The organism is Formosa bonchosmolovskayae (assembly GCF_051016085.1).
In the GTDB taxonomy this organism is placed as follows: domain Bacteria; phylum Bacteroidota; class Bacteroidia; order Flavobacteriales; family Flavobacteriaceae; genus Formosa.
Genome location: NZ_CP174605.1, coordinates 2,484,189 through 2,502,122, shown reverse-complemented (window position 1 = coordinate 2,502,122; position 17,934 = coordinate 2,484,189). Strand labels below are relative to the sequence as shown.

The following is a 17,934-nucleotide window of genomic DNA, read 5'->3' as shown; positions in this document are numbered from 1 at the left end:
ATCAATTTGTAAATAATCTGATCGTAAAGGACGTGGCCTTTCTATATAGCTTAAATTTTAAAAACACTATGAAACCTATGGAGCCGAGTTCGATTACAGGTGCAAAGACATGACTCCCCCAATCTGTGCCAAATAAATTAGACCAAAAGTTTGTATTGATTTCGGTATACAATTGATTAATAAATATATTAACCAGGAAAAACGCAGGGACTAACATATAAACTGCTGCATATAGCTTAAAAAAATTATAGCCTAAACTTCTAAACTTTTCAAATACAGCTAAACTAATGACCAACGGAAAAAAGGCTTGCATGACCCCTAAAAGGAAATACCGCTCTGCTAAAAACAATGGATAAATAAACAGATCTAGAAGCCATAAAAACAGGGCGATAATAAAGGCCACGATTCGCAAGCCAAATAGTGGACTCACTAAAGCTTCATATAATAAAGTCATGGCCTTTTTGGCGGCTTCCATAGCACCCACATCTGCCTCAAGATCCAATTCCTGCATTTGTAGCGGAAGGAGTGCTGGAGCCGTGTCCTTATACTGTGTTTCTATAGCAACTAATACACCATCAAATACCCCCAAAACTTCTGTGGAAAAAATCGCCAAAATAACGATGGCAAAATTCTTGGCGAGTTCCCCTGGAGTAAGTCCCCAAGTATACCCATCTGTATGCGCAACACCTTCATTATATTTTTTTAGAATGTTTATCAGAAAAAACAAAACGGCTAATGCCTTCATACCTGTAATGGTATATTTTGCAAAGTCCGAATTTTTAATGGTAGTAAAAACAGCATCTACAAACTCCAACCCTATGCCTAAGAATACACCTGCCATTTTAATAATTTGTTTCTCTAGTATTTATGCGATCTTGTAAATCTCTAAAGGCGATAATGTCTTTATAACGTTTAGTTTTTAAAGTTACCTCTACCACCATTGCTTTAGAATCATCTTCTTTCTCTCTTAGAAATATAGCACGTTCAGCATCAGTCATTTTAAGCAGGTTGCTAGAAAGGATCTGATTTACAAAATCAAGATCTTCTAAGGAGGTAGTAATAACAGCATCAAAAGATTCTGAAATTCGGACAATCTCTTCGGGTTTGATATGAGGTGAATTTAAAATCTCACGTAAATCATCCTGAATCAAATTGTACAGACGTTGGTTATTTTTATATAGCGTTTTAACAGCATTGAGTTGTTTAATCACAGTATTAACCTGTTCGATCCGATCTTTTTGTTGTTTCAAAAAGTTTACGGTTTGTAAAAGTTGGGAGGTTTGTTTAGCGGATTCTATAAGGGATTTAGCCAAACTAATAAAATTTGTATTATCGTAAACAGGCATCCCTTGCGCCTTCATATTCAACGGCGCTAAATTCACTATAAGTAACAGCACTATTATTATTTTATTAGATTTCATAATATTATTTTTAAAACGTTAAACTAGAATCTAAATCATGTTCACATAAGCCTTAATAGCTTCTTTCATGTGGCCAGTTTCCTTATACAGAGACATAATGGCTTCATTTTCTTGTCCGTCGGTGAGATACGCTGCGAAAACTTCCTTAGGAACTTCCAACCTGAAGATATTGCTGGTCTTACCAATTTTGATGAACATTTCGGTGTACTTAAGTGTTCCGGATAAATTATTTCTAATAGATTTCAATTGATTTAAATCATGACTGGTAAGATTTAGGCGCTTTCGAAGTTCATCATACCCTTTTTCATTATGAAGACTATAAATAACCTGAGTATTCTCAAGAATACTAGCAGACGTTGCATTATCTGGCAACTGGTTAATTGATTGCAATATGATGCCTATAGCTCCATTTTGTTTTCTAATAGCTTGATAATAGAACTCTACACTCTCTAACACGTTTTTAAATTTGAGTTGCTTCGCGAATTCATCAAATAGAATGATTCCACGTTCTGCCCTATTTCTCCAAATTGTTCTTTGTATAGCTGATTTAATCAGTTTCAACATCACTGAGAGAATTTCTTTATTATCACGCACTTCATCCAATTCAAATACGATAAGCCGCTTATCTTCTATCTTGTATGTTTGATCTTCAGCAGTATTAAACAAAAAACTATACAATCCATCTCCTACATATTCCGATAATACATGTAAAAAATCATAAAGATTGAAGTACCGTTCTTGAATACCAAGCTCTTTTAATAAAGTATCCTTTTGACGATCTACAAACTGATATAAACCAGACAACGAGTATATGGGATCACCGGATTTTTGATAATAGTACCTCAGGACTTTTTTAATAGCCACTTGTTCCGCCTTAGAAGCGTCTTGCTCAGTGGCCAATAATTCCAATAAAAATGCAGATAAATCTTCTAAACGTTCTGGAGAAACATCATCTGCGTTAGCGATATAAAAGGGGTTAATTCCCAAGTTTTTACCTTGCTCATAACGTAGGATTATATGATCCTCAGGATATAATTTTGCGAATTTCGAATACGACCCTCCTAGGTCGATGATAACTAATCGAACGTTACTCTCAAAGTATTGCCTTAAAATATTATTGGCTAAAAAGGATTTACCTTCACCTGTAGGGGCAAAAACAGCAAAATTCCGAGCCTTAATCCGTCTTTTATTCTCATCCCAAACATCCTTGATTACAGGAATATTAAACTGTCTATCATTAAATATGATACCAGTTTCATCTGATATGTAATTCGTATTATTAATAAAAAGACAAAGTGCATGTTTTAGATCTGTGACATATAAATCGGCATTAGAAAAATTAGAGCTGTGACAGAAAAAGGAATTTAAAAAATAGTGTTTTCGCTCCTCCCCTTTTGGATAATAAGGCATAATGTCTAAGGCCTTACATTCCGCTTTAATTTTAGATGCTATATGCTTTAATTTTTCAGATCCTTCTGCCCAAATTATAACATTTAGATGTCCTCGTATAATTCTAGAGGTGTCATCCTGATTTATCTGAGACACCACATCTTCTATCTTTTTAAGAACAACCTTATTTTGAGTTCCAAAATTAGAGCTCTTTTTAAGCGCCTCTATTTTCTTTTCTAAAAGTCTTCTCCATTGGTGCTTATCATCCAGGTAAAGAATTTGATTGACCATGTGGTTTTCATTTAGTTTTAATCCGAGTCCATCAATAAACCCCTGATGAAACACAAAATCATCTGAAGTAAACTGATCGTTAATCTTGCTACTTTGAACATGCTCTCCAAAACACATTTCATTATTTACAGCCAACACATCGAACTGATAGTCACCAATGCCAATACCGGAACTATTTAACTGCATATCCGTTAGAAAACCGTCATTAAAGCCATTAAAATATGTCGACGTTAAGGTCTTAATATCTATATCCTTTAGCGGATGTATTTTGATCTTCCTACTGTTATTCACATAGGAAACCGCATCACTTACGGCCGACATGAAGGATTCTAATTGCCGATCTGTTGATTTATACATACCTTGATCTAAAGACTTAAATGGATTTACATATTTTGAGACGTTCATTACCTTATTAAAGGGCATCGTAAAAAACAGATAGGATGTATGTTTTAAATAGGCTCTACCATCAAAGTGATCACAAGTCGCTTTAGCTAGAAAAGTATCGTTCGCTAAGTTCTTAGTGCAATATTTACTTGTATTATAAATATCCTGCTTATGAATGACTGTCCCAACCGGTAAGGCTTTAAAAGCCTGAAACCAGATGCTGTGTATGGCTTCAAAATCTAATTCAGAAAGCGAATAGATTTCAGGAAGTTGACACTCATAACACAAAATAATATTACCATTACTAGCAAAGACCATATGATCTTGAATATCTAAAATGGGATTATACATCATCAGATTCAGCCTTTTCATAAGCCATTACATTTATATGTTTACTACTAATTTCTTTTGGAAACACACGTTTAAAAGAATGGCCAATTTTGCCTTTCTTCAAGTGGGTTAGAATGATATACAGTCCAAGGTTAAAAAGCACTACAACGCCTATAGTTATCAGACTGAAGGAGAAAATAACAACAAGTAAAGACATGAGTACACTGCTCATTAAAAGCGCAAATAATGCCAGAGGTAATCCCAGTATCATCGCTTGTTTTCTTATATCTTTATAAACCTTGAACTGTTTCATAGAATAGCTCTTAATTTTTAGACAACTATACCTATCAGATAAGTAAAAATACCCACCACAGCCCCTGCTATTAATACAAATACCAGTACGCGTGTAATACCCTTTTTTAAATCGGAATTCTCTCCGAAGAAATGACCCGCATTAAAAAGAAACCCAACTAAGAAAATAACGCCTAGAATGATTGGAAAAATAGATCTAATTGTATTAGACACATCATTTACCGATTGTTCAATCCCGCCAATTTGAGCAAAACTGCTTATGGTTATAAGCAGACAGATCATTGTAAAATACATTGCTTTTTTCATGTGAAAATTATTTTGATTCGTACCATTATCGTTGTGATAAAATTACAATATAATTACATTCAAACAATTGATTTACAGTAATTTACATAAATAATATTTTTTTACATGTATTTGAATTCAATTGAAAACAATCGGAATCAAATCGTATGAACACCGGAGCTCCAAACCACCAAAACTAAAGAACAGAAATATAGTGTTACTACTTTTTATATTCATTTTATCTTGATGCAGATCTTTTAACTATGGTCAGATAAACAAATCCAAAAAATCAAGTTAATCTATAGGTCATTGCTACACACCCCTCACTTTCAAAGCTACATTTTTATCGCTAACGCAATTCAGTTCTGCTTCTTCGTTCCTTATGTCTGTAATTCACGGGGTAGACTACTATTCATTTAAAATAATGTATTGAACTCTTGATAATATACAGGGGCTAAAAATACTCGCTATGTTACTATCTATTTTTGGACTAAATAATTCCTTGCTTACTGTATAGGTTTTTAATAACGATTCTGGATAACTAAATTTTAGTACATCTTTAACCTGTAATTCAGAAGTATCAGTGGCTAACCATTGTGCAGTTTGTTCTGAATCTAGAAGTAATGGTTGTCTGTTTTTTTGTTGTGAATTTTAGCAAATAATGGCGAAGCTTCCTTTGTTAAAATGGTAAACGTTATAAAAGTATCAATAACTGTATATAGTCCTGCTAGGGCCATTGTAGATTCATCTTCATTTTTAAAATGATAAGGATACTTTTTCCCTTTATATTCGTGAGGCTCAAAGAAACCAGATACAGAAATGATGTATCTTTTTTCCATAATTGAATCTTTATATATAAAATGCTGAAACGCTTTTTCGGTACGCGCATTTAAACCACTTCCAAATTTGACAGCTTCTTTATAATAGGGTTTTATTTCATCACTTGTTTTATTTTCAGGTACTATACCCCATACTGCAGGAGCTAAAACTTCAGGTTTCTGTTGTGGTATTACTAACATATTTGGATGTGTAAAACCATTTAAATGATAACGTGGTTTATCGAAATAATCTACTAAGGCTATATCAGTAATATTGACCTTAAATGTTTTTTCTAAAGTCTTAACCTTTTTGATTTGTGACGTATGGAAGCACATGGTTGTTTGTATAGTTAATTTTTTTATATTTTATGAAAGTTACAAATTTTGATTTAAACAAAGCAGGTAATCCAGAAGGCTCGAGCCGAGGATGTGTCACCACAGTGGTTTTGATTATAGTCTATGCAAGAGTATGAATGCGTTTAAGTATTATAACATTGAGATTACCACGACTATTTAATAAAAGTCTCACAATGATACTTTTAGGCTCTTGCAGACATGTTTTATGGAACTTAATAGAATGACAGCCGAACACCTTATTACCTGCTCTTCATAATTTTTTAATATATTTTTTTTAAGAAATTAAAATATTTCTACTTACTTCGAAATTAAAATGTTTTTGTTTGTCAATAAATATCTAGGTCTTTACTTGTGTCAGACTAGATATTTAAAAATTTCTATTCAAAAAGTTTGACAGTAAAAAAGCTATCAGAATCTAGCTCCATTTGAATGCTAGATTTTGAAGGTGAAAATGTTTTAATAGATAATGTATTTTGTGTTAAATTAAATTCCATCGTCCTCATTAATCCTCCCCCGCCATTACGATTACCATTTTTATCTTCTCTAGACTGATAATCTGAAAGAAAACTCTTAATTGTATTACCTTTATAATAATCAGTGCGATACCCTTCACCACTTCTATGACCACTAAGCATCATAAAAACATTGGACTTTTTTTTAAACCAATTATAAATTTTATCTCCTTGATTAGTATACGTGCTAGAAATTTCATTAGTGCCTTCTCCTCCTGTTGTAATACTATTACTCCCCTCTGGACGAGCCAGTATACTATGACTGACAATTATTACTTTGTGGTCTTCAAATTGATTTAAAATATTACTTCCCCACTGAAAAACAGAATTTTCTATAGTGGTGTCATAAAATTCACTTCCAGGCTCATTATACTCTATATACAGTACAATAAATTTTTGATTATAAACTTCAAATAAGTCATAATGATTATCATTATTATTAGTTGCACCATGAGCACCACCATAGTAGGATTTCCTTACAAAATGTTCTTTACCAAAATATTTATTATAACCATCATCAGTAGAACCGAAAGTTGGATCTCCTAAAGGGTCTTGATCATGATTACCTACTGCTATACCATATGGTATGCCTTCTGGGTAACCCGGTAATGGAGTTTCTAACTTATATAGAATATCTTTAGCAACTGACCACTCCTCCATCTGCTGGTGACCATGATCCACTACATCTCCTAAATGTACTACGTATTTAATTTTAGATTCAATAGCATTATTTCTTATCCAATTTATCTGCTCTGCAAACATCTCTATTTGGCCTCCATGTTTCTGAGACGTATAATACTGAGTATCTGGCAATACAGCAATCTGAAAAATTTCATCTTCAGAAGAAGGAGGTTCAACTTCATTTTTTTCGTCTATTTCATCTGTACTATTACTACAACTAATTATAGCTAATAGGATTAGACTAAAAAGAACTAAAAAACTTTTATTTGATTTAACCAAAACACATATTTTTGTAATAATATTAATTTTCATTTTGTTATATTTTAAATCCTTAGTAATAACTTTTTTAAAACATTTAATCTCAATTGAGAAAATATTCACTTATCACTTTAATTGCTAAAACATCATTTTTTTTTAAGAAATTTTTCTTTCGAACAGAACATTTCTATTTAATTTTATTTTCAATTACTTAATTTATTTTTATGTTGATGTAAATTAGGAATTGTTTCAGAATAACTACTTATTCCAATGCTATCCCCTTTATACTACGTTAACTATATAGTAGTCATTTACTAATTTAATTACTTGAACTCTAAATCTGCAGTAACAAAATAATGATCACTAGGATATATACCTGCAATTTTATCCTTGATTACTTTTGCTTTTCGGGATACTACATCACCCTTTATGAATATAAAATCCACTTTACCACTAGTTGTCTTTGCATTTTCTCCCAGAAAACCATGTACAGTAAAACCAGGATCATTATGTGAATAGAGTTCACCATAACTATCTTTCCAATAATTAATGATACTCTTTACTACTAAACTTTCTTGATCTGAATTAAAATCACCAGCCAAAATTTGAATAAATTCATCCTGATATTGATTTGTTTCTTCAATAATCATTTGTGTTTGTTTTAACTTGGCTATTGAAGATTTATGATCCAAGTGTGTGTTCAAAATACGAAATTGTTTCCCTGACGATTTTTCTTCTAATCTAAGCCAATTTACATTCCGTGCACGGGATGAACCCCACGCTACACTTCCTGCCAAATGCGGAGTATCAGATAACCAATATTGACCTGCAGAAATTAATTTAAACTTACTTTTATTATAAAGAATAGGATTTTTAGCAATCTTATAATAACCTCCATCAGTATAAGGATCCATTTCAGGCCCCTCAAAACCTATAGCATAAAACGTTTTAAAAGCATTTTTAAAATCTTCATTTTGGACTTTAATTACCTCTTGAAGACAAATTATATCTGGATTTTGATTTCTTATTACTTTAAAAACATTTTTTTTTCGATCATTCCAGCCTAATCCTTTCAAACTATCTTCTTTTAATGCTACGCGAACGTTTGCTGAAATAATTTTGATACTACCATTAGATTGCCCATTTGCTAGATAGATACTTGATAAAAAGATAATTAACATTACTACTTTTTTTATTTCTTTTTTTTTAGACATGGTATTAGTTAACTGATTATATTATAAAACTTATTTCATTCTTTACCAGGAGCATTTTAAAGATGAATGAATTTTAGTGTTAATTAAAGCTTCTTATGTTGACGTTAATCTCTTATTATTATAAACCAAAGAGACTTCAAAACCCTAATTTTTTAATAGGAAAGCTACTATTGCAGCTTTCCTATTGATAAAAGATTTTTAAGTAATAAGTACAACTATTTAATTATGCAATAATTGATTTTGAAAAATAAAAGTACTTAAGTGATTTCAAATCTGAAAAGTCTTAATACCCTGGATTTTGTTTAAGATTATTATTAATTAATATTTCTTTAGAAGGTATAGGGAATAAGTATTGTCTATTTTCAAAGTTTCTCTCAACCAGTGTTTTAATAAGACCTGATGTAGACATAGGTCTAAAATCAGGTAATCCATCCTGATCTATTATAGGAACTTCAGGAAAAAACCATAGTCCTTTATCTACAACTTTCTGTTTTAATTCTGCTGGGTCAAGAATCCCGTAAATAGGTCGAGATAGAGCTTTTTCTGCTATTTCCCATCGCAAAAGATCATCAAAACGTCTATTTTCCCATGCAAATTCTACACGTCTTTCATTTCTTAACTCCAGTCTTAATCCATTTTGATTAGTAATTGTTAAAGCAGGATAATCGTTTGTTTGATTGACTGCAACACCATAAGCTCTTGCTCTAACCTGATTGATTGCATTTAGAGTGCTATCATCTATTTCACCCAATTCAATTTTTGCTTCCGCATACATTAATAAAACATCTGCATAACGCATGATACGAATATCAAAATCTGTTATATTATCATCATTCCAATCTTCATCCACTCCTTTTTTAAGAGTTAAACCATTGTAAGAAGCATACGTATCTTCACTTCTTGTATCCCTATTACGAATCATTGTTCCTGTTTCCGTACTAAGGACTTCAGTTGAATACGGATTAGGATCGTAAATTACACCTAAATGTTCTGTACCAAATTCTACAATGGTTTCATGTAACCTTGGGTCGCGATTTGTAAATGGATCTTGTGGATTAAAGAGCGGAGATTCATCTACAGGTAAACCATCCGTACATAAATAAGAAACAAATAACTCCCATGAAGGCTGAGCTACAGAACTACCACCTGGAGTCCGGGTATAGAAATTTTTAGAGGCCCATGATACTCCTAATTCTAAAGATCTGGGAATTGCAAAAATAGTTTCTTCAGACCTTCTTGTTTTAGAGAGAAAATAATCTCCATAATCTTGATGTAAATCATAAACACCAAGTTCAATACACTCAAGAGATGCATCTCTTGCTATATCAAAATCCTTCATGTAAAGAGCTGCTCTTGATTTAAAGGCTAAAGCCGCGCCTTTAGTAACTCTTAGTTGGCTACCAGAACCATATTCTATTGGTAAATCTGAAATGGCTAAATCAAAATCTGTATATACTTGTTCTAGTATTGTTTCTTTGCTTGTTCTATCGAGTTTAAATGCTTCCTCAATACTAATATAGTCCGTATAAAAAGGTACATCTCCATAATAGAAAATCAATCTGGAATAAAACACGGCTCTGAAGAAATGTGCTTCAGCATTGAACTGTTTAAGTTTTAATTCTGGAACACTTCCTTGCGCATTATCTATGCTATTAATAATGGTGTTTGCTCTAGTTATGCCCTTATAGGTATCTAACCAAAGATCTGTAGATGTACCCCATTCACTATTAATCGATCCTGCAGAAAAATCACTTACTGCTTGACGTTGTGTCCAATTGTCGGTCATTCTTTCTGTCGCAAAATTGTCTTCTAGTCCCCATAAATAAGTTCGATACAAATCATTTAAAGACATTTGAATTTCAGTTTCATCTGAATACCAATTTTCAGACGACCCCTCCGAAAGTGGGTCTAAATCTAAATTATTACATCCCCATAAAAGTGGAAGGAATAGTAAAAAAGCAAATATATTTTTCATCTTACGAATTTTAAAATTTAAAAGTTGTTCCAATTAAAAAACTGGACGCCATATATGTGTTATCCGAGACCTCTGGATCCCAACCTTTTGGATAATTATTAATTGTAAATAAATCTGTTGCAGAAGCATATACCCGTATACTGCTGATTCCTTTTTTATTAAAAGTTGATTCAGGTATTGTATAACCTAAAACAATATTTTTCAATCTAAAATAGCCACCATCTATTAACCAGAAATCGGACATTTCGTAATTATTATTTTCTGCGCCCGTATAAGACAATCTAGGGTATTGCGCATTTAAATTTTCCTCTGGAGTATTATAGACACTCCAATAATTATCATCTATTATAGCTGGAGCATTGGTCCAAGCTGAAATAAAAGGTTTTACCATTTGAGTTGTTAATCGGCTATTTTGTTTACCTACACCTTGAAAACTTAAATTTAAATCAAAACCTTTATACTGCATATCTATAACACCGCCATATAGAAATTCTGGTTGAGAACTTCCTAATGTAACTCGGTCGTAATCTGGACTTATTAGGCCATCAGGAACACCTTCTGGACCGCTTATATCCTTATACTTTACATCACCTGGTTTAACTGAATTATATAATTTTGGAGCATTTTCTATCTCTTGATCAGTTTGAAATAAACCATCGGAGACATATCCATACCATTCATTAAACCCTGTACCTTCTCTAGTTATTTGAGAACCTTGAAAAACAATACCTCCTAAATCTCCCATTTTAGATTCAAAATCTGATACATTTACATTAATTGAATATTTAAAATTTCCTATATTATCTCTCCATGAAATTTGTGCATCCCATCCATTTGTATACATATTTCCTGTATTTTGATTTGGATTTTCGAAGCCCATATAATCAGGTATTTCAAGTTCTAACAACATATCCTTAGTTGTTTTTTCATAATAATCGAAAGTGAACATCACTCGATTATTAAATAAATAGCTCTCAAGCCCTATATTCTTAGTCTCTGTTGTTTCCCAACTAATATCTCTCATGGCATATGCATATTGCGCTGAGGTAGTCGCAGAAACTACTTTATCACCTTCATAAAACAACGCATTTGAATACCCTATAGTAGACTGATAAGGATAATTACCAATTCTTTCATTTCCTAATTGGCCCCAACTTGCTTTAAGTTTTAGAAAAGACAACACCTTATTTTTAGGTATAAAACTCTCTTGAGTTAGAACCCAACCCGCTGATAAGGAAGGAAATACTCCCCACCTATAGTCTGGATGAAATCTTGAAGAACCATCATACCTCACGTTAGCTTGAATCAAATATTTTTGATTATAATCATACATAACTCGACCAAATAAAGAACTATATGCAGTCTCGATTGCATTACCTGAATTACTCATAAAATCTAAAGGAGCAAGGTCTAAATAAGGGTAATTGGACAAAGTATAGTTTAACCCTTGAGCATCTAATGATTCATAAAAAGTTGAATAGCCTTCATACCCCGCCAACACACTAAACTGATGATTTCCAAACTTTTCATCATAGTTTAACAATAATTGATTCGTAATTGTCCATCCATCATTTCTAGATTCATATAGATTGGTATTATCTGCCCCTGCTATATATCCAGAAAAAATTGTTGGATCTTCAGAATCGTAATACGAAATTTGTTTATTAAATGTTTTGCCTTTAGTGTTGTAGACATAAGGCGCAAAAACTCCAGTAACAGAAAGATTGTCTAATATCTTGTAATCTATAGCTATTCGAGCATTTAGTTTATTTCTTGTTATGTTTTCAGAGCCTCCGAAATGAAGTCTAGCATAAATATTACTACCATTTTGACCTTCTGCTATTCGTCCATCTGCCCAAGTAGCAGCAAACACTGAAGGATATCGTTGAGCCGACTGAATAGGATTAATACTTGGTGACTTTCTTTTTTCATGACTATAAGAGAAATCTAACTGAGCACTTAATTTGTCATTAATTTTATAATTATTATTTACTCGCCCCATAACACGAGTATAAGATTTGTGATCATATAATGCACCTACAGTTTCATAGTTTAGAGATGCGCGAGATTTTAAAGACTCAGAGCCTCCATTAAATGACAGGGCATGTGAATTACGCAAGGCATAATCGTTAACAATCAAATCTTTCCAATCTGTTATAGGGTATTTATTTGGATTTTCTTTATTTAGATCTAACCAGTTTTCTACTTCATCTTGAGAATACAATGGATATTCTCCGCCAGCTGCATTTCCTGAGTCATTCCAAGTAAACTCATTAATCATTTCCATATACCTTTGTGGCCCTACCATGGTTGGAAAAGAAGTGGGTACATCAACACCTGTATCGATAGTATATTCAATTGAGCTTTTACCCACTTTAGCTCGTTTTGTAGTAATTAATAGTACTCCTGCAGCTGCTCTAGCTCCGTATATAGAAGCAGAAGCCGCATCTTTTAAAACTGAAATATTCTCAACATCTTCAGAGTTTATATTATCAATATCACTAACAGGAACACCGTCTACAATAATTAATGGGTCATTATCTCCTATAGTAGTAATACCTCTTACCCTTATTTCTGCACTGGCACCAGGTTCACTGCTCGTTCTATTAACCATTACTCCAGGCATAGTACCCTGCAACGATTGCGATAATTGGGTGTTATTTCTTTTTACAATTGTTTCGCCATCGATAGTTGAAACAGCTCCCGTAATATCCTTCTTTTTAGCCCTTCCATACCCTATTGCAATCACCTCATCTAAAGCAACATAATCTTCAATTAGTTGGACTTCAATATTCGTATCTGATGTAAGGAGGACCTCATTAACTTTGTATCCTAAATGGGAGAAAACGAGAATAGAGTTACTGTTTTGAATATTTATTACAAAAGCCCCATCAAAATCAGTCGTAGTACCATTGTTAGTCCCTTTTTCTAACACAGTTACACCTGGTAAAGGCAAGCCATTATTATCAAACACTTTTCCGTTTATAATATTCTGTATAGCTTTTGCTTTATTTGTTATTGCAACTGTTTTATTTTGGACTAAATATATTAGCTCTCTTGAAAAATTAAATGTTGTGGTTGTGTTTTTAAAAATACGTTCAAGGACTTTAACAATTTCCTCCTCATTTGCACTTACACTTATAATTCGATCTAAGTTTACATCGTTGACCTTATAGACAAAGCGAAAGTCTGTGGTACTTTCTACTTGATCTATAAAATGTCTAATAGTAACATTATTAAGTTCTAAAGACACTTTAGTATTCTGTCCATAAAATTCACGTGCTTGAAGTGTAAAAAATGTTGTGAATATTAGTAAAATGCTTAATCTCATTTTTAAATCAATTTTTTCTAACTTATAGAGACTTCCTTTGTTTTTAAGAAGTTTTTTCATACTTTTAATTTGTTATCTGTGGTTATAATTCATTTAATCACTTTTATTATTCGGAAAATGCTCGCAACATTTTCCGATTTTATTTTATAAGTTTTTCTACTTATTTTTAGTGACTTAATTCAATTCCTGAGTACTATTTCTTGCGTTCTATTTCATTTATTTTATATTTATTATTAGTAAATTATTACCGTTTTGTCATTTATACTAAACTCTATACCATAATTTTCTTTTAAACTTTCCAAAATTTCTTCAATAGAGGCCTTACCGAAACTTGCATTAAAAATTGTTTTATTTATTTCTTTATTTCTATTTAATACTTTAACATCATAATGTCTCTCCAATTTTTTAGTAATATTTTCAAATGTCATATTCCTAAACACCAATTCGCCATTCATCCATGATGTATAAGGCTTAGTAATAACCGAATTTGTGGAAATATTGGAAGATGCTTTATTAAAAACCGCTCTTTCACCTGGTTTTAAGATAATTCGATTATTTTTATCTATGATTGAATCATTATAAAGAGCGACAGCTCCTTCAACTAAAACGACTTCTGTGGTTTTATCTTCTGGATAAGCACTCAAATTGAATTCTGTACCCAAAACACTAATATTTAAACCATTGGCATTGACAACAAATGGATGAAGTGAGTCTTTAGCTACAGAAAGAAAAACTTCTCCAGTAACATAAATCTGACGTTTTTTATTTTTAATAAATTTAGAAGGGTATTTAATCGAGGTTCCTGAGTTTAAAAATGCTGTTGTACCATCGGACAATTCTAATTCAATTTTTTTACCATACGGAACCGTTAGGATATTATAAATCAACTTGGATACAGAATCTACATTACTGTAAAACAATCGATTACCTTTTTGTATACTTAAAATGCCTCCATTTTTATTGAAAAAAGCATTGTTATCATTCTCTTTTACAATTTGAATTGTTCCGTCCTCAAGTTCGAGGGTAATTTCTTTAGCTAGATTTTGGGATTCAGTAATAAAATTTTGTTGCAGAAAAAAATAACTAACTAGACTAGCTGCGACTAAAATAGCCGCTATATTTCTAACTCTCTTAAACATAAATGACCTTCTCTTATTAAAGTCATTATCCTTAATAGTTTGAAGAATTCTTTTATATAATCTTATTTTAGTTTGTGCTTCTTGGGGAAACTCTTTTGTGTCCAAAAGACTTTCAAATTGAGCCTGATCACAAAATTTAAATAACAAGGCTTTTTCTTTTGAAGAACACTTTCCTTGATCGTATTTATCTGCTAATTTTAAAAATTCTTTTTGAGTCATACTATACGTTTACAATAGAATGACGCATGTAAACTGAAATTCTCACATAGAAAAATTATGAAAATCCTATACTTAACCAACAGATAACACTGGAGAGATAATTAATTAACTTAGCGAAGAATTATATAAATTAAAATCAAAGTTAGTCCACCTTTTAAAGCACCCTTAATATGTTTTAAAGCAAGGTATAATTGATTTTCTACTGTTCTCTGAGATATATTGAAATGATTAGCAATTTCTTCATTCGTATAATCATCATATCTACTCATATAAAATATCTCCTTACAACGTTTAGGTAGCGAATTGGTAATCCGCTCTAATGTATTACTTAAGTCTAAAGTTTCAAGATTATGATCTACTTCTGGAGCAAGAGCCAAACTTTCAATAATTGAATCATCTAACTCTGAAAATTTGACTTTACGAAAAAGTGATATTGATTTATTCCTTGCAGAAATAAACAGATAATTTTCTAGTGAATTAATTTCTAATTCTTCTTTTTTAGTCCAAATTTTTGTGAATATTTCATGTAAAACATCCTCAGCAAGTACATTATCATTAAGAATATTTGAGGTGTACACATAAAGTCTTTTCCAATACCTAGTATACAAAACACTGAAAGCCAACTCATTCCCCTTTTTCATAAATAACAAGAGCTGAGCATCATTTAAGTCTTGTAAATCTTTTAAATTCACTTGAAAATAATTTTACATAAAACTAACATGTAAGCCTTCAACTATATCAAGTTATCAGTTAAGAAATTATTAAATAAAAGCTGATTCTTCACAAAAGAGATGAAGATTTATTTTTTTCATTTCAACATACATTAGTCCTCGATAACTATAAAATTGAACCAATTAGAATTTTCAACAATTTAAAATGTTAGTTAACTATCTTTATATACCATTGAAAATATTCAAAATCTCATCTTTTAAAGAGCAGAGATATTGTATTTAAAATAACAATTTTCCCAATTGATTCTTATTCCTTATACTGACCCAAAATTGAAATTATGGCTTTATCATAATTCTCCACCGTTTTAGTACTTATTCCTTTAATTTCAAGTAATTGATTTGACGCTGTTGGTTTCATGGTCACCATATCTAATAACGAACTATTTCTAAGGATCCAAAATGGTTTTAATGCTTTGGTTAATTTAACATCATCGTCGCTCAATTTTTGAAGCGTTTACTTTTGTATTTTTGGAACGCTATCTATTTCTGCGGGTTCATTAATAAGGTTCAATATTAATTCGCCTATGTATTCTATTTTTTTAGCTCCGAACCCAAATACATTTTCTAATTCGCTTTTTGTTTTAGGTCTCTTAGCAATTAAATCGGCTAAAGACTTATCGTTAAACATGCGGTATGCTGGTGCTTTATGTTCTCTAGACCATTGCAGAGGTTTATCTTTTAAAATATATTCTAATTGGGCATCGGATAATTGCGTAATCTCTTTGGGCCTTATAGCTTGTTGTTTTGTAGCATAATTAATTTGTATATCGTGCTGTTTTGCTATATAAATTAAAGTCCCTAACCTATAGCTCCATTATTTCTGCTATTTAGAACATTGGATTTCTTTTCTGTTTCTTGGTAGGTGAAATTGGTGTAGCATTTTGACAATCTATGGCATTCACGTCCAGAATCCCCTAAGGCTGATGATAAAGAGAACCCTACTCTTAACCATTCTTTGTAAGTAGAGGTTATGTCTAGACTATTATTTTCAATCTCTTTAGCCATGGCCTCAACTATATATTCTTCCTTATAGCTTGAAACATGTATCGCACTATTAACCTGAATATTTTTCACCATCTCATTTTTTACTTCTGGTAAATAAAGCTCTGGATACACATCGGAGAATGGATTGCAAAACAAGTTTTCATCGTAAGACAATAACATGCATCTTGAGATATCTTTACATGCCTTATCCATAGTAATATTATAATTTTTCTTTGTAATATTTTTCGAAGGCCTAAAACTGTTCTAAATGCATTTCTTCGGAAGGATTTATTTTGACAATGACTTTTACTCTTTTACCACTTGGGCTATTAAAGGCTACATAGGTATATTCGTCATGTTTTACTTGATTAAAAACTTAATCGTAATTAGTAATATCGTCTATATCTATTTTAAGTAATCCAATATGTTCAAATTTCTTCTTTTTAATTATATTCCACCCAATTCGATACCGCAGAGGTTAAGTCCCATTAGTGTTTAATAAAAAAACTGTTCACCGTATAGCTCCAAAAGAGCTCTTATAATAGTTCCTTACATAACAGGACCTTCTTTTCCGGAGCTTTGTAAATCTATTATTGTAGAATTGTCGAATAAATCCATGTAAAAGTTCATAGCTTCTTTTGCGTTGCTTTTTAAAAAGTTAGAAAAGTGATAATATGTTATTTTCTACAAGCTCAATAATTTTAAATATTGTGATGTAACCTTCTTCAAAATCAAACTCAATTCCGAAGTCAATTTCTGGTTTCGCTTTAAGTTTTTTTATCCAAATTAGACTTAGTCCTAGCCTAAGTATTAACTGTAACGACATGTATTTTTATATAATTTACGTGTTCTATACTTTCCATAAACGGAACTTACTTCAAAGAGTGAAATCCTATAGAATTACCTTCAATATCTTTAACAATTGAGACAAAGCCATGTTCTCCTATTCCCATTTTGGCTTGAATAATTTCAGCGCCATGTTCTACAGCTCTATTTTCTAAAATTTGACAATCTTCACAGCCAAAATAAATAAGGCTCCCATTAGTAGAAGGTTTTACTCCTTCCATTTTAACCAAAGCTCCTGCTGCTCCATAATTCTCCATTTCACTAGGAAAGCATTTCATGTGGACATTTCCATTGGTTGGATCACTCATATCTTCTAACACCACTTGAAGTACTTTTTCGTAAAAAATTGCAGCTCTATCTATATCGTTTACATAAATCTCGAACCAAACCACAGGATTAATTTTTTTCATCTTTCTTATTTTTAAATTGTTAGCAATACAAAAGTGAAAAAAAAAAG

At 31.8% G+C, this 17,934-nt stretch carries 16 protein-coding genes and 1 pseudogene; all 17 read right to left on the bottom strand.

What is annotated here, in order from left to right; translation table 11 throughout:
• Window position 1: 1 nt before the first annotated feature.
• The 17 genes and pseudogenes from ACKC83_RS10705 to ACKC83_RS10625 all read right to left on the bottom strand — a co-directional run bounded on the left by ACKC83_RS10705 (window position 2) and on the right by ACKC83_RS10625 (window position 17,887).
• Window positions 2–841: a hypothetical protein gene (locus ACKC83_RS10705; protein ID WP_434035477.1), complete on the bottom strand. Its 840-nt coding sequence runs from the start codon at window positions 839–841 to the stop codon at window positions 2–4.
• 1 nt (window position 842) lies between these two features.
• Window positions 843–1,421: a conjugal transfer protein gene (locus ACKC83_RS10700; protein ID WP_414037605.1), complete on the bottom strand. Its 579-nt coding sequence runs from the start codon at window positions 1,419–1,421 to the stop codon at window positions 843–845.
• Window positions 1,422–1,451: 30 nt separating this feature from the next.
• Window positions 1,452–3,857 carry a TraG family conjugative transposon ATPase gene (locus ACKC83_RS10695; RefSeq protein WP_434035476.1) on the bottom strand — a complete coding sequence of 802 codons (2,406 nt, stop codon included), beginning with the start codon at window positions 3,855–3,857 and terminating at the stop codon, window positions 1,452–1,454.
• Window positions 3,829–4,128, bottom strand: coding sequence for a hypothetical protein (locus ACKC83_RS10690; RefSeq protein WP_434035475.1), 300 nt, complete (start codon window positions 4,126–4,128; stop codon window positions 3,829–3,831). Before ACKC83_RS10690 ends, ACKC83_RS10695 begins: the two co-directional genes overlap by 29 nt.
• Window positions 4,129–4,145: 17 nt before the next feature.
• The gene (locus tag ACKC83_RS10685; RefSeq protein WP_414037608.1) at window positions 4,146–4,433 is read right to left on the bottom strand and encodes a hypothetical protein; all 288 of its coding nucleotides are present in this window, start codon (window positions 4,431–4,433) and stop codon (window positions 4,146–4,148) included.
• Between the two features lie 593 nt (window positions 4,434–5,026).
• Entirely contained in the window at window positions 5,027–5,566 is a 540-nt protein-coding gene (locus tag ACKC83_RS10680) for an SOS response-associated peptidase (RefSeq protein ID WP_434035474.1), read from the bottom strand.
• A 398-nt stretch (window positions 5,567–5,964) separates the two neighbouring features.
• Complete coding sequence (locus ACKC83_RS10675) at window positions 5,965–7,092, bottom strand: metallophosphoesterase (protein WP_434035473.1); 1,128 nt, start codon at window positions 7,090–7,092, stop codon at window positions 5,965–5,967.
• A 269-nt stretch (window positions 7,093–7,361) separates the two neighbouring features.
• On the bottom strand, window positions 7,362–8,252 hold the full coding sequence (locus tag ACKC83_RS10670) for an endonuclease/exonuclease/phosphatase family protein (protein WP_434035472.1): 891 nt from the start codon (window positions 8,250–8,252) through the stop codon (window positions 7,362–7,364).
• A gap of 283 nt (window positions 8,253–8,535) precedes the next feature.
• Window positions 8,536–10,227, bottom strand: coding sequence for a RagB/SusD family nutrient uptake outer membrane protein (locus tag ACKC83_RS10665; RefSeq protein WP_434035471.1), 1,692 nt, complete (start codon window positions 10,225–10,227; stop codon window positions 8,536–8,538).
• A gap of 10 nt (window positions 10,228–10,237) precedes the next feature.
• The gene (locus ACKC83_RS10660; RefSeq protein ID WP_414037503.1) at window positions 10,238–13,618 is read right to left on the bottom strand and encodes a SusC/RagA family TonB-linked outer membrane protein; all 3,381 of its coding nucleotides are present in this window, start codon (window positions 13,616–13,618) and stop codon (window positions 10,238–10,240) included.
• Between the two features lie 173 nt (window positions 13,619–13,791).
• Window positions 13,792–14,916: a FecR family protein gene (locus tag ACKC83_RS10655; protein ID WP_414037502.1), complete on the bottom strand. Its 1,125-nt coding sequence runs from the start codon at window positions 14,914–14,916 to the stop codon at window positions 13,792–13,794.
• Between the two features lie 110 nt (window positions 14,917–15,026).
• Complete coding sequence (locus tag ACKC83_RS10650) at window positions 15,027–15,608, bottom strand: RNA polymerase sigma factor (RefSeq protein ID WP_414037501.1); 582 nt, start codon at window positions 15,606–15,608, stop codon at window positions 15,027–15,029.
• Window positions 15,609–15,894: 286 nt separating this feature from the next.
• Window positions 15,895–16,089, bottom strand: a complete 195-nt coding sequence (locus ACKC83_RS10645) for an HRDC domain-containing protein (RefSeq protein WP_414037500.1) — start codon at window positions 16,087–16,089, stop codon at window positions 15,895–15,897.
• 12 nt (window positions 16,090–16,101) lie between these two features.
• Window positions 16,102–16,314 (bottom strand): HRDC domain-containing protein, encoded by a 213-nt coding sequence (locus tag ACKC83_RS10640; protein WP_434037776.1) that lies wholly within the window; start codon window positions 16,312–16,314, stop codon window positions 16,102–16,104.
• 131 nt (window positions 16,315–16,445) lie between these two features.
• Window positions 16,446–16,844 carry a PriCT-2 domain-containing protein gene (locus ACKC83_RS10635; protein WP_414037499.1) on the bottom strand — a complete coding sequence of 133 codons (399 nt, stop codon included), beginning with the start codon at window positions 16,842–16,844 and terminating at the stop codon, window positions 16,446–16,448.
• A gap of 40 nt (window positions 16,845–16,884) precedes the next feature.
• A pseudogene (locus ACKC83_RS10630) lies at window positions 16,885–16,995 on the bottom strand (hypothetical protein); the annotation flags it as partial.
• 508 nt (window positions 16,996–17,503) lie between these two features.
• Entirely contained in the window at window positions 17,504–17,887 is a 384-nt protein-coding gene (locus ACKC83_RS10625) for a VOC family protein (RefSeq protein WP_414037498.1), read from the bottom strand.
• Window positions 17,888–17,934 lie beyond the last annotated feature (47 nt).

Coding starts and splice junctions, on each gene's coding strand:
- ACKC83_RS10685 (WP_414037608.1), bottom strand. CDS start 4,433: ATGAAAAAAGCAATGTATTTTACAATGATCTGTCTGCTTATAACCATA.
- ACKC83_RS10635 (WP_414037499.1), bottom strand. CDS start 16,844: ATGGATAAGGCATGTAAAGATATCTCAAGATGCATGTTATTGTCTTAC.
- ACKC83_RS10660 (WP_414037503.1), bottom strand. CDS start 13,618: ATGAAAAAACTTCTTAAAAACAAAGGAAGTCTCTATAAGTTAGAAAAA.
- ACKC83_RS10695 (WP_434035476.1), bottom strand. CDS start 3,857: ATGAAAAGGCTGAATCTGATGATGTATAATCCCATTTTAGATATTCAA.
- ACKC83_RS10655 (WP_414037502.1), bottom strand. CDS start 14,916: ATGACTCAAAAAGAATTTTTAAAATTAGCAGATAAATACGATCAAGGA.
- ACKC83_RS10700 (WP_414037605.1), bottom strand. CDS start 1,421: ATGAAATCTAATAAAATAATAATAGTGCTGTTACTTATAGTGAATTTA.
- ACKC83_RS10675 (WP_434035473.1), bottom strand. CDS start 7,092: ATGAAAATTAATATTATTACAAAAATATGTGTTTTGGTTAAATCAAAT.
- ACKC83_RS10705 (WP_434035477.1), bottom strand. CDS start 841: ATGGCAGGTGTATTCTTAGGCATAGGGTTGGAGTTTGTAGATGCTGTT.
- ACKC83_RS10625 (WP_414037498.1), bottom strand. CDS start 17,887: ATGAAAAAAATTAATCCTGTGGTTTGGTTCGAGATTTATGTAAACGAT.
- ACKC83_RS10680 (WP_434035474.1), bottom strand. CDS start 5,566: ATGTGCTTCCATACGTCACAAATCAAAAAGGTTAAGACTTTAGAAAAA.
- ACKC83_RS10690 (WP_434035475.1), bottom strand. CDS start 4,128: ATGAAACAGTTCAAGGTTTATAAAGATATAAGAAAACAAGCGATGATA.
- ACKC83_RS10670 (WP_434035472.1), bottom strand. CDS start 8,252: ATGTCTAAAAAAAAAGAAATAAAAAAAGTAGTAATGTTAATTATCTTT.
- ACKC83_RS10665 (WP_434035471.1), bottom strand. CDS start 10,227: ATGAAAAATATATTTGCTTTTTTACTATTCCTTCCACTTTTATGGGGA.